The sequence below is a fragment of the Xanthomonas sp. NCPPB 3569 genome (assembly GCF_041475645.2).
In the GTDB taxonomy this organism is placed as follows: Bacteria; Pseudomonadota; Gammaproteobacteria; order Xanthomonadales; family Xanthomonadaceae; genus Xanthomonas; species Xanthomonas phaseoli.
The window spans coordinates 1580319-1592744 of the sequence record NZ_CM192969.1 but is presented as its reverse complement, the minus strand read 5'-3'; the positions used below and the strand labels follow the sequence as shown (position 1 = coordinate 1592744).

Below are 12426 nucleotides of genomic sequence, written 5' to 3'. Positions count from 1 at the left end.
ATGAGTGCTGTTCCAGACGATATTGCTGCCGATTTCATCGTCGAGGCCCAGGAAATCCTGGATCGCCTCGGCGAACAGCTGGTCTCGCTGGAACAGGCGCCAGAAGAAGCCGACCAGCTCAACGCGGTGTTCCGCGGCTTCCACACGCTCAAGGGCGGCGCCGGCTTTCTGGCGATCAAGCCCATGGTGGAGCTGTGCCACGCCGCGGAAGAAACCCTGGGCATGGCGCGCTCGGGCCAGGCGGTGCTGCAGGCGCATCACTTCGATGCCGCACAACAATCGCTGGATTATCTGCAGGCCATGCTGGATGCCATGGGCTCGGGCGAAGCCGTGCCGCATGCGCCGGCCACGTTGATCGCGCAGTTCGACGCCAAGAGCGCCCCGCCGGCGCTCAAGGCCGCACCGCAGGCGGCCGCTGCCAAGCCGGCTGCTGCCGCACATGGCGACGATGCGCATGCGCCCGCCCCCAAGGTGGCCGGCAAGGCCGCGGCCAAGACCGGCGCCGAAGCCGAACAGACCGTGCGCGTGGACACCAAGCGCCTGGACGCCATCGTCAACCTGATCGGCGAACTGGTGCTCTCGCGCAACCGCTTGAAGACCTTGCGCACCCGCCTGCGCGATGAAGAACTCGACCGCGCGGTCAGCACGCTGGACATCGCTACCGCACGCTTGCAGACCGCGGTCATGCGCACCCGCATGCAACCGGTCAGCAAGGTGTTCGCCCGCTTCCCCAAGGTGGCCCGCGACGTCGCGCGCACCCTGTCCAAGGAAGTGGAACTGGAACTGATCGGCGCCGAAACGGAGCTCGATCGTAATCTGGTCGAAGCCCTGGCCGACCCCTTGGTGCACCTGGTGCGCAACGCCATCGACCACGGCATCGAATCGCCGGCCCTGCGCGAAGCCACCGGCAAACCGCGTAGCGGCCATGTGCGCCTGTCGGCGCAGCAGGAAGGCGACTACGTCAGTATCGAAATCCAGGACGACGGCGCCGGCATCGACCCGGAGCGCCTGCGCGAGATCGCCCGCAACAAGGGCCTGATCGACGCCGAAGCCGCCGCCCGCCTGAGCACCGACGAGTGCTTACACCTGATCTTCATGCCGGGCTTCTCGACCAAGGCGGAAGTCACCGACATCTCCGGCCGTGGCGTGGGCATGGACGTGGTGCAGTCCCGTATCCGCGAACTGAGCGGGCAGATCCAGATCCAGTCCGAACTGGGCCGCGGCAGCCGCTTCATGATCCGCGTGCCGCTGACCCTGGCGATCTTGCCGACCCTGCTGGTGCAGGCCGGCGAAGCGGTCTATGCGTTGCCGCTGGCACGCGTGGTCGAAGTGCTGCACGCACCGCAGACCTCGCTGGGCTGGTTCGACGGCCGCGCCGTGCTCGACCGCCGCTCGCACACCCTGCCCCTGATCGACCTGCGCCGCTGGCTGGGCGTGCCGGCCGAACAGCCGCCGCTGCTGACCGTGGTGCTGTTGCAGGCCGGCGAAACCCGCTTCGGCCTGGTGGTGGACCAGGTGCGCGGCCGCGAGGAAGTGGTGATCAAGCCCCTACCCCGCGCCCTGCGCGGCCTACCCGGCTACGCCGGCGCCACCCTGATCGGCGACGGACGCATGGCGCTGATCCTGGATGTGGATGGATTGCGCTCCAGCGATCATTGATTTTTGGGATTCGGATTCGGATTCGGATTCGGATTCGGGAATCGGGAATCGGGAATCGGGAATCGGGAATCGGGAATCGGGAATCGTCAAGACGATCCTGGCTGCTGATTTAACGACAACGGCCGCGTACTGCGGCCGTTGTCGTTTCACTAGCAGCATCGCCGCCGATTTACGCCGCCATGCGCGTAGGCATCGGCGCGATGGTTTGGCGACGACCAGGCTGCCGTGGAAGTGAACCTGGAACCGTTATTTGCAATCCGAAACTGGAGGCGCACCGAAGCGGTCGCCTTGAATCCGGAAAAAGAAAGCGCCGTGGCAGCTACAACAAAGCCTCAGATGGCCGCGTGAGACAGGCGCCAACGACCTCGACATGCACCGGTAATCCCCCCGCTTTGAGCGTTCGCCAAAAGTGGAGCTAGGCGGCCATCGCCAATTTCATTGCTGGCGTGATACCGCCGAGCGCCATGTTGGGGCGCTCATGGTTGTACGTCCATAGCCAGCGCGTGGCCTTGTCCTGAACCTGCTCGATGGTGTCGAACAACGTTGTGGCCAGCCAGGCGTAGCGGACGGTGCGGTTGTAACGTTCGACATAGGCATTCTGCTGCGGCTTGCCTGGCTGGATGTGCTCGATCCGAATCCCGCGCTGCTGTGCCCAAGCTAGCAGCGCGCCGCTGATGTACTCCGGGCCGTTGTCGCAGCGAATGGCGTTTGGCTTGCCGCGCCAGTCAATGATCTGTTCCAACGAGCGGATCACCCGGGCCGATGGCAGCGATAAGTCGACCTCGATGCCCAGACCCTCACGGTTGAAGTCATCGAGCACATTGAACAACCGGAAGCTGCGGCCGTCGGCCAGCTGGTCGTGCATGAAATCCATCGACCAGACCTGGTTGATCGTCTCCGGCACCGCCAACGGCTCTGGCCGCTCGCGCACCAGCCGCTTCTTCGGCTTGATCCGCAGGTTCAACTCCAGCTCCCGATAGATGCGGTACACCCGCTTGTGATTCCAGCCAAAGCCCTTCACGTTGCGCAGGTGCAGAAAGCACAGGCCGAACCCCCAATCACGATAGGTTGTGGTCAACCGCACCAGCCAATCGGCAATCCGGGCGTTCTCCTCGCTGGCCTTGGCTTGATAGCGAAAGCAGGTCTCGCTCACCGCAAAGGTCCGGCAGGCATGCCGGATGTTCGTGTGGCCACCATCTACGGCCCATCGGGCCATCTCCCGGCGTTGAGATGGCCTCACCATTTTTTTGCCATCGCCTCCTTCAGCAGGTCGGCGCTGAGCTGGGCATCGGCGTACATCTTCTTCAGGCGCCGGTTCTCGTCCTGCAGCTCCCTGAGCTGGGACATCAGCGATGCGTCCATGCCGCCGAACTTGCTGCGCCACTTGTAGAACGTCGCCGAGCTGATGCCGTGTTCCCGGCACAACTCCGGCACGGGCGTGCCGGCCTCGGCCTGCTTGAGGACGGCAATGATCTGGCTGTCGGTGAAGCGGGATGTCTTCATGGAACCTCCTCGGAAAAGGGTACGAGAAAATTCCACTTCTGGCGTCAGCTAACCTGTGGGGGGATTACCCACCGACTGCTCGCCAGCATCCGCTTTCATCTACAGCAGCAATACGCCCTGGGCCACAAGGCGTTCCGCGCGAGGGTCGAACCAAGACCCCCCGCTTTGCGGGCGTCAGGCCCGTATATCGGCCACGCAAGCCGAGCCTCATTGACTGATAAGTTCACCTGCCCCCCCCGTTAATCCGGCCGGCTACCGTCCAGGCGCAGGCGCATGTTGTGCAGCCTGTGACTGCGCTTGGTCGTAGGCGTGGACGGCATTCTGCTGGTCGGCCATGTAGAGGCTCTGGCGCATATCGGGTGCCGGCGTCGTTGCGTCTACCTGCACACGAAATCCTGGCGTCTTCCCAGCCACAAAGATATGGTCATCACGCAGGACGACACCGGCGAGCTGGTCAACCCGTTCCACACCGGCCTGCTTTGCGGCGATCATCACCTCGGCGACTTTGGTATCGGAAACTGATGCCGGCAGCTGCCCACGCAGGGTGTTGAAATACGCACGATCCGGATGCGTGTCCGGGAACCTGTCATGCGCCTGGTCCTGCAAGCGCGACACATCCTTGTTGATCCGGTCAACATCGCTGCTGGTCACAAGGTCCCGTTCTGGATCTCCCTGGGGGCGCGCCAGGCGTGGATCGTCAGGAAACAACTGCCTGAGGCGTGGATCATTCAAACCGGCCGCCAGATCACCGTGACGCAGCGCCTCGTATGCCTGACGCGCAAGCGCATCCTGCCGGGCGGTCTGATCGCCGAGCCGGCGGCCGGCTTCGTTGTTCCACAAGTCCATCCGGTGTTCGTAAGGATCATTTGGATGGGCCGGCCCAATCTCGGCCTCATCCCCGAACTTACGTGCAATCCACTGCTGCCCTAACGCGAGCTGGGTGACACGGCCGCTGGTATACGCATGCCGGAAGGCATCGAGCTGATCATTGTGTCCCTGCGACTGGAACGTGCCATCGGGACGCTTTGCCAAGGTGATGCCGCTCAACTGTTCGTAGTGCCGATACGCTTCCTGCTCGATCTCACGCTTGGCGCCCTTCGGATCGGTGATATCGACCATGGCTCAGCCTCCCTGCGCTGCCTTCTGAAACTCGATAGGCCCTTGATAGCCCGGATACTTCTTCTTGATCAGGATGCGATCGGATGGCGTCACGCAGCTATCCTCGAGGGAATTGGCCACATGTGCCTCATCCACGAAGAACTCTTCATAAGGCAGCGGCAGCACGGATGTCTCCCCGCCCTGATCGAACTTGAGCAACAAACTGTCGTCGCGCTCGAAGCACAACGTCTTCCAGGCGAAATCCGTCAGCGTCCCGGCCTCAACCACAGCCGAGTCCTTGCCGGCCAACAGCGTCACAACATGCTCGGAGAACTGTTTCTTTGAAATCGGCGGCTCGGTCATGGCGCATCCTGCAAAGGCGGCAACGACCACTGTGGCCACTGCCGAAACGTGGGGGCGGAAGATAGCGAATGGCATATGGCGCGGCTCCTTCCTGCGGTAGAGGAGTGTCTTTACCAGAAGGGCGCAGTGTACGCATCTTTGCAAAAGTGGCGATTCCTTCTTTGCCAGATGTCCAAGCTCCAAGCTGCTGAGAAGACCATTGACGTTGCGACGGCCGTTTACATCAGATTTAAGTAGTCGCCAATCTGATTGCATATCTCCACAGGTGGGTCATCCACCTTGACGACTCTTCGCAGGCCTCTTTCAGGCTCCTCCTTTGGGGCAACGACACGGTAGACGAGATAAAACTCTCGGTCGCGCTCCCAAAGACTGAATGTCGAAACTTCGGAAAATCCAAAACTTCTGCCGTTCGAAGACGCAACCTCAAAGTTGCACTCAGCATAGGCTCCGAATCCACAACTGGCATCCAGGTAGCGCAACCCGTTTCTCCCACCAAGATCAAAGTGATACGAGCGCCCGTTTTCATCTTCGATGATCTGCGGTGCGATTTTCAATGCCCGGTTTACACCTGCGCTCTCCCAGTCCCGGGACTCTGCAGAGTGAGAGATCGTGCAGCTCATGAGCACTAGTCTCGGCAACTATCAAGGTGCAACCTGTTGTAGCCAGGAGCAGAACCAGCACGCAATTAAGTACCCTTACGCTCACGGACACACTCCAGCCTTCGCCGCTCTGAGTGCCAGCGTACCAGTGATCTATAACATCTCATCGCGTCATCGACGGGCCTGCCTGGGTAGCGGCTTGCTGCGATTGCTCCAGCGCCTGCTGCTGTTCGCGCGCCTGGGCCTGAGTCTGGTTGATTGCCTGCAGGCGATCGAACGACTGGGTCTCTGGTGTCTGTACAGCGTCCACGGTTGGCATATGGGCACGCTGGTGCGCCGGGTCGTTGAGGGCGCCCTGCACGACAAAGACCTTCTCGCCGCCCGCCAGCTGAGCCGTTGGGTTGTTGAGCACCACATGGTCCACCCGCGACAATCCTTCCTCTTTTGCCAGCGCAAGCAGGCTGGCCGTCATGCGTTGGCTTGCCCCATCCCACTCCTTGCCGTGCTGGGCGTCCAGCTGCATCACACCATCTTTGATCTGCTGGTACAGCGCGTGGTCTGCATGGCCTGGCTGTGAGGGCAACAACGCGGCCCTCGGTGAGGCCGGATGTGATTCAGGGGCAAGTCCACCATGCTTCACATCAGAAGTAGTGATGTCGCCAATGGCCCCGGGCTCTGGCCGCCCCTGTTTAAGCTTCCAGGGAACGATGTGTTTGTCGTAGTAATCGCCATAATATTGCTCGTACGTCTTACTTGGAGCGACCGAAGGTTGTTCCGTCTTGAAGACCTGGGCAATCTGGTTCAATGCAGCATCGCGAGTGATGCGGCCCGCCATTTGCTGATCTGCAATTGCCTCGTACTGCTGCGGTCTCGTGCCACTCCCAGAGATACCGATATCTGGCCCCTGGTGGTTCAGAATCTCACGTCGAACGAGTGCGTTGCTGAGCGTTGCAGCGGCCTCGCCTCGCAGCATATTGTTCACGTAAGCTTGCTTGGAAGAATAATCTTTAGGTTCGGCGAACCCATGATGTCCAATCTCATGCGATAGTGATCTTGCGATCCGTTCGCCTCTGCCAGTTGCGTTCTGGTCAATCACGACTTTCTTACCTGGATCCAGGTAAGTACCTCCACCCGCGCTACCCCAATCAACGCCTATGCCATCTTGCTTGAACTGAGAAAGACCCGCTTGAAGTGTGGGCGAAGAGTTAATTAAGGAAGGTCTGAACAACGCGATCGGAGGATGTGGTAAGCCATATCGGTCGCGGTGACCGCGCTCAGATCCTCGGTTTTTCGCCGTTTTTGGCGCTTTTTCGGGGTATCGTCCCGATTACGGGCGCACCTACCCCGCGGCGGTAATGAACTCTTTGCGCTTCAGCCACAGATTCGACAGCGCAAACAGCATCAGCATCTGTGCGGTGTTCTTCGCCAAACCGCGATAGCGCACCTTGACGTAGCCAAACTGGCGCTTGATCACCCGAAACGGGTGTTCCACCTTTGCACGCAGGCTGGCTTTTGTGTGCTCCCAGCGCTTGGCCAACTTCAGTTCGCGCTTGTTCTTAATCTGCTTCAGCTTCGAGGGCTTCTCCGCGATCAGGTAGCGCAGTTTGCGCTTGCGCTTCATCTCCTCGCGTTTCTCAAGCCCGGTGTAGCCGCTGTCCGCGCACAGCGTGTCCTCCTTGCCGTGCAGCAGCTTGTGCGCTTGTGTGATATCGGCCACGTTGGCCGCCGTGCACTCCACGTGGTGCACCAGCCCGGAGTCATCGTCCACCCCGATGTGCGCCTTCATCCCGAAGTAGTACTGGTTGCCCTTCTTGGTTTGGTGCATCTCCGGATCGCGCTCGCCATCCTTGTTCTTGGTCGAGCTGGGCGCAGCGATGATCGTGGCGTCCACGATCGTCCCGCCGCGCAAGCTCTGCCCCTTGCGCGACAGGTGCGCGTTGACCCGATTGAACAGCTTGCGCGCCAAATCGTGCTGCTCCAACAGATGGCGGAAGTTGAGAATCGTCGTCTCGTCCGGCACCTCATCCAGCCCGCCGATCTTGGCGAAACGGCGCATCGACACCGTGTCGTACAGCGCTTCTTCCGCCGATGGATCGCTCAGTGCATACCACTGCTGCAAAAAGTGGATGCGCAGCATGGTCTCCAGCCGATACGGCTGTCGCCCCGGCTGCCCCGACTTCGGGTAGTGCGGCTCGATCAGCGCCAGCAGGTCCTTCCACGGCACGACCTGGTCCATCTCGGCCAAGAACACCTCACGCCGCGTCCGCTTGCGCTTGCCGTTGTACTCCGCGTCGCCGAAGGTCAGCTGCATCGAAATCGTCTACTCGGGTCGTTGATCGATTGTGGCAGATCACGATGGATTGTTCAGAGTTTCCTTAAAGGCGCTAATGCTGGATCCTTCAGCGGAGAAGCGGGTAGCACACCATTGGTTGGTGAACCCACCTGTTTTTGCTGTGGGAGTTTTTGTTCTTCATTAATTTCCATCATGCATTTCCCTTGCTTGACTCACAAACTTATCTCAAAGTTTGCTGATCGAAACATAGCTCAGGTGTGACTGGTCTTCCGTCAAACCAAAGATGACCTTGGTTCTGTTAACTGTCATCTCCCAATAGGCTCTGGAATCTCGCGCATCTGGTCGAGGCGGATAAGGAACAGCATCGGCCCAGGGAGCTTCCACAAAACTCGGGCCAGGTGGCGAGAAATCGATAACCAACTTCCCTCGCGATGGATCATCTGTCGCATTAATGAACTCAACACGCTGCACTTTTTCACCTGCCAGCATGCCCTGCTCGCTTACCCGAAGCTCCCTTTCTCCGTCTAGGTCCCGTGGTCCAAATTGAGCTTGGAGCTGAGTACTAACGGCGGCGACATCCTGGAAGTCTGTTGCGATCAAACGATCCACATCTTGCTTGAGACGTTCCGTCACGTCTTTGCTCCTGGTTTCAGTGGAGGGCTTTGCGGCGGCTACGGCTAACTGATCGCGTGGAGTACTCGGGGCACATCCCGCATGAAAGGTGCATAGTGCCAGCAACGCACTCGGCAGCATCGTTGCCCGAGGAAGGATATTACGTCCTTGGTTAACTTGCCGGCCATGGGATTTCCCAAGGTGAAAGGGCATCTCTCTAGATCCTGCGCTAAGAGTGTCGCTGAAATCTAAGGAAACTCTGAACAATCCATCGTGATCTGCCACAATCGATCAACGACCCGAGTAGACGATTTCGATGCAGCTGACCTTCGGCGACGCGGAGTACAACGGCAAGCGCAAGCGGACGCGGCGTGAGGTGTTCTTGGCCGAGATGGACCAGGTCGTGCCGTGGAAGGACCTGCTGGCGCTGATCGAGCCGCACTACCCGAAGTCGGGGCAGCCGGGGCGACAGCCGTATCGGCTGGAGACCATGCTGCGCATCCACTTTTTGCAGCAGTGGTATGCACTGAGCGATCCATCGGCGGAAGAAGCGCTGTACGACACGGTGTCGATGCGCCGTTTCGCCAAGATCGGCGGGCTGGATGAGGTGCCGGACGAGACGACGATTCTCAACTTCCGCCATCTGTTGGAGCAGCACGATTTGGCGCGCAAGCTGTTCAATCGGGTCAACGCGCACCTGTCGCGCAAGGGGCAGAGCTTGCGCGGCGGGACGATCGTGGACGCCACGATCATCGCTGCGCCCAGCTCGACCAAGAACAAGGATGGCGAGCGCGATCCGGAGATGCACCAAACCAAGAAGGGCAACCAGTACTACTTCGGGATGAAGGCGCACATCGGGGTGGACGATGACTCCGGGCTGGTGCACCACGTGGAGTGCACGGCGGCCAACGTGGCCGATATCACACAAGCGCACAAGCTGCTGCACGGCAAGGAGGACACGCTGTGCGCGGACAGCGGCTACACCGGGCTTGAGAAACGCGAGGAGATGAAGCGCAAGCGCAAACTGCGCTACCTGATCGCGGAGAAGCCCTCGAAGCTGAAGCAGATTAAGAACAAGCGCGAACTGAAGTTGGCCAAGCGCTGGGAGCACACAAAAGCCAGCCTGCGTGCAAAGGTGGAACACCCGTTTCGGGTGATCAAGCGCCAGTTTGGCTACGTCAAGGTGCGCTATCGCGGTTTGGCGAAGAACACCGCACAGATGCTGATGCTGTGTGCGCTGTCGAATCTGTGGCTGAAGCGCAAAGAGTTCATTACCGCCGCGGGGTAGGTGCGCCCGTAATCGGGACGATACCCCGAAAAAGCGCCAAAAACGGCGAAAAACCGAGGATCTGAGCGCGGTCACCGCGACCGATATGGCTTACCACATCCTCCGATCGCGTTGTTCAGACCTTCCCTAACACGTCAATGACCTCGCATCGGGCGGCGGCAGCGCTTACCTCACGCGGTTCTGCGTTTGCAAGATCGGCAAGGGCGTACAGGCTTCACCTGACTGCGGCGGATGGCGCTCAGCGACGCGCCCTAAGTTGCTTTGCAGGGACCTCCACTAGGGAAACTCTGAACAATCCATCGTGATCTGCCACAATCGATCAACGACCCGAGTAGACGATTTCGATGCAGCTGACCTTCGGCGACGCGGAGTACAACGGCAAGCGCAAGCGGACGCGGCGTGAGGTGTTCTTGGCCGAGATGGACCAGGTCGTGCCGTGGAAGGACCTGCTGGCGCTGATCGAGCCGCACTACCCGAAGTCGGGGCAGCCGGGGCGACAGCCGTATCGGCTGGAGACCATGCTGCGCATCCACTTTTTGCAGCAGTGGTATGCACTGAGCGATCCATCGGCGGAAGAAGCGCTGTACGACACGGTGTCGATGCGCCGTTTCGCCAAGATCGGCGGGCTGGATGAGGTGCCGGACGAGACGACGATTCTCAACTTCCGCCATCTGTTGGAGCAGCACGATTTGGCGCGCAAGCTGTTCAATCGGGTCAACGCGCACCTGTCGCGCAAGGGGCAGAGCTTGCGCGGCGGGACGATCGTGGACGCCACGATCATCGCTGCGCCCAGCTCGACCAAGAACAAGGATGGCGAGCGCGATCCGGAGATGCACCAAACCAAGAAGGGCAACCAGTACTACTTCGGGATGAAGGCGCACATCGGGGTGGACGATGACTCCGGGCTGGTGCACCACGTGGAGTGCACGGCGGCCAACGTGGCCGATATCACACAAGCGCACAAGCTGCTGCACGGCAAGGAGGACACGCTGTGCGCGGACAGCGGCTACACCGGGCTTGAGAAACGCGAGGAGATGAAGCGCAAGCGCAAACTGCGCTACCTGATCGCGGAGAAGCCCTCGAAGCTGAAGCAGATTAAGAACAAGCGCGAACTGAAGTTGGCCAAGCGCTGGGAGCACACAAAAGCCAGCCTGCGTGCAAAGGTGGAACACCCGTTTCGGGTGATCAAGCGCCAGTTTGGCTACGTCAGGTGCGCTATCGCGGTTTGGCGAAGAACACCGCACAGATGCTGATGCTGTTTGCGCTGTCGAATCTGTGGCTGAAGCGCAAAGAGTTCATTACCGCCGCGGGGTAGGTGCGCCCGTAATCGGGACGATACCCCGAAAAAGCGCCAAAAACGGCGAAAAACCGAGGATCTGAGCGCGGTCACCGCGACCGATATGGCTTACCACATCCTCCGATCGCGTTGTTCAGTCGCTGAGGCGGATATGGGGCACGCGCTGGTCGCCTGCGTGGTCGTGGGCGCCGGGTAATGGGTGTAGCTGACAGTGCATTGGCGCGGGCGGCGCGCGCGGCGGGGTGCGCGTTGACTCAACATGTCCGCTCCTTGGACTAGCGAATTTGAACCCATTCGACGCACTGATGAGTGGTGCGCGCCAAAGGTTCGTCAGCCTCGCCACGCGGGAAGAGCTCTACGCGCATGCCTGGGCGTTGAAAAATATCGCTCATCCATCGTCCATCCTCGACAAGATTGCGCTGCCGCGAGAAACCCATTTTCTCAAGGTGCGCCGCAAATGCCTCGAAGTCGATCTGGCAGATATCCGACATAGAGGGAGAGGCTTCTGGCGGGTTAGGCAGGAACAGGAACTCGAACCACGCACCCTTTACTTCGGTTTTGTTGACACCAAACCCGTAGTTCCAGTCTCGGGTCAGCACTCCGCTGGCACCGAACCGCTCGGAACCATCATCGCGATGCTTTACCGACTGGCCCATTGCTCGAGACACATGGTCGGCAGTGAACGATTCAATGCTGGCACTTGTGCGAATCAACTCCAGTACCCGCTCCAATGCTTCCTGCGCGGTACGTGGTCCACCTTTGGAAGGATCTGCAGGTACGTGATCGGCTGAGGAACGCATGGCAGATGTCTCCGTGACGGTTGCCGGGGCTGGGGTGGCCGCCGTGTGGGCGCATGCGCCCAGGGCGAGGGTGGCGAGCAAGGCGTAGAGGGCGCGCGCGATCATGAAGCGTCCGTTGTGCGCTGGTGTGGCTGCGACGCTAGTGGCATCCGGCACCGAGGTCAATCGCAAGGGGTCTGGCAGCCGCAGCATCATCGCCGCACGCTGCGCGCCTTGGCCGGCACCTCCCCCGGCGGCAACACCTCCATCAGCAGCTGCCCTTCGCTCGCGGTGATGCGCAGCTTGGTGCCGATGGCAAAGCCCAGTTGTTCCAGCCATAGGCCGCTGAGGCGGACGTGGGGCACGTGCTGGTCGCCGGCGTGGTCGTGGGCGCCGGGGTAATGGGTGTAGCTGACGGTGCATTGGCGCGGGCGGCGGGCGCGGCGGGGTGCGCGTAGCGTGCCGGGGCCTTGCGGGAAGGCGTCCGGGTCGGGCGGCAGCATCGGTGGCAGCTTGGTGCGGTCGGGTTCCACCACAACCCACTGCACCCGCTTGGGTGGCGCGGGGCGCGTACGCGTGCGGGTGGGCCGTGTGCTGGCAGATGCCATGGGTGGGCGACGGCGTGTCATGGCGCCTCCGGGCGATGGCGGGTGATGGATCGTAAGCTCCCCTGTCAAGCAGACACCTTAAAAGTAGACCTTCTGGTGTGTTGATCGCGGTACTCAGGGGGCGTTTGGCCGCCGAGCGAGTCATGGGGCCGCTGTTCGTTGTAATCGATCATCCACCAATGGGTGGCTTCGCGGATATCGTCGAGGCGGGTGAAAAGGTGCTGGTCGGGCACTTCTTCCCGGAATGTTCGGTTCAAATAAAGGTTCCGGATTCACTTCTTTCAGCAAGTCCTGAGTCAAGCGAAGCATCGCCGACCAGTTCAGTTC

Annotated in this window: 11 protein-coding genes and 2 pseudogenes; 3 read left to right on the top strand and 10 right to left on the bottom strand. The window is 60.6% G+C overall.

What is annotated here, in order from left to right; all coding sequences use genetic code 11:
- Positions 1-1659 (top strand): chemotaxis protein CheA, encoded by a 1659-nt coding sequence (locus ACCQ03_RS06800; RefSeq protein ID WP_209226997.1) that lies wholly within the window; start codon positions 1-3, stop codon positions 1657-1659.
- Positions 1660-2074: 415 nt separating this feature from the next.
- Here ACCQ03_RS06800 and ACCQ03_RS06795 read toward each other — a convergent pair.
- From ACCQ03_RS06795 to ACCQ03_RS06765, 7 genes and pseudogenes are all read right to left on the bottom strand, one after another.
- A protein-coding gene (locus tag ACCQ03_RS06795; RefSeq protein WP_223842567.1) for an IS3-like element ISXcd1 family transposase occupies positions 2075-3162 on the bottom strand; the annotation gives its coding sequence in 2 pieces (ribosomal slippage) (positions 2075-2910 and positions 2910-3162; 1089 coding nt in all).
- A 252-nt stretch (positions 3163-3414) separates the two neighbouring features.
- Positions 3415-4281 (bottom strand): DUF6973 domain-containing protein, encoded by an 867-nt coding sequence (locus ACCQ03_RS06790; RefSeq protein ID WP_150145950.1) that lies wholly within the window; start codon positions 4279-4281, stop codon positions 3415-3417.
- Positions 4282-4284: 3 nt separating this feature from the next.
- Positions 4285-4623 carry a hypothetical protein gene (locus ACCQ03_RS06785; RefSeq protein ID WP_080995422.1) on the bottom strand — a complete coding sequence of 113 codons (339 nt, stop codon included), beginning with the start codon at positions 4621-4623 and terminating at the stop codon, positions 4285-4287.
- A 218-nt stretch (positions 4624-4841) separates the two neighbouring features.
- Positions 4842-5243 (bottom strand): hypothetical protein, encoded by a 402-nt coding sequence (locus tag ACCQ03_RS06780; RefSeq protein ID WP_237377015.1) that lies wholly within the window; start codon positions 5241-5243, stop codon positions 4842-4844.
- A 142-nt stretch (positions 5244-5385) separates the two neighbouring features.
- Positions 5386-5814 (bottom strand): annotated as a pseudogene (locus ACCQ03_RS06775) (XVIPCD domain-containing protein); the annotation flags it as partial.
- A gap of 747 nt (positions 5815-6561) precedes the next feature.
- Entirely contained in the window at positions 6562-7533 is a 972-nt protein-coding gene (locus ACCQ03_RS06770; RefSeq protein WP_150147813.1) for an IS5 family transposase, read from the bottom strand.
- A 207-nt stretch (positions 7534-7740) separates the two neighbouring features.
- The gene (locus ACCQ03_RS06765) at positions 7741-8148 is read right to left on the bottom strand and encodes a hypothetical protein (RefSeq protein ID WP_081023053.1); all 408 of its coding nucleotides are present in this window, start codon (positions 8146-8148) and stop codon (positions 7741-7743) included.
- Between the two features lie 295 nt (positions 8149-8443).
- Here ACCQ03_RS06765 and ACCQ03_RS06760 point away from each other — a divergent pair, with 295 nt between their 5' ends.
- Complete coding sequence (locus tag ACCQ03_RS06760; RefSeq protein ID WP_372359820.1) at positions 8444-9415, top strand: IS5 family transposase; 972 nt, start codon at positions 8444-8446, stop codon at positions 9413-9415.
- 344 nt (positions 9416-9759) lie between these two features.
- A protein-coding gene (locus tag ACCQ03_RS06755; RefSeq protein ID WP_412566710.1) for an IS5 family transposase occupies positions 9760-10730 on the top strand; the annotation gives its coding sequence in 2 pieces (ribosomal slippage) (positions 9760-10621 and positions 10621-10730; 972 coding nt in all).
- A gap of 257 nt (positions 10731-10987) precedes the next feature.
- Here the strand turns inward: ACCQ03_RS06755 and ACCQ03_RS06750 are convergent.
- The 3 genes and pseudogenes from ACCQ03_RS06750 to ACCQ03_RS06740 all read right to left on the bottom strand — a co-directional run.
- Entirely contained in the window at positions 10988-11617 is a 630-nt protein-coding gene (locus ACCQ03_RS06750) for a hypothetical protein (RefSeq protein WP_150145947.1), read from the bottom strand.
- Between the two features lie 86 nt (positions 11618-11703).
- Positions 11704-12120 carry a SymE family type I addiction module toxin gene (locus tag ACCQ03_RS06745; RefSeq protein WP_209227406.1) on the bottom strand — a complete coding sequence of 139 codons (417 nt, stop codon included), beginning with the start codon at positions 12118-12120 and terminating at the stop codon, positions 11704-11706.
- 44 nt (positions 12121-12164) lie between these two features.
- Positions 12165-12353, bottom strand: a pseudogene (locus ACCQ03_RS06740) (integrase core domain-containing protein); the annotation flags it as partial.
- Positions 12354-12426: the final 73 nt, after the last annotated feature.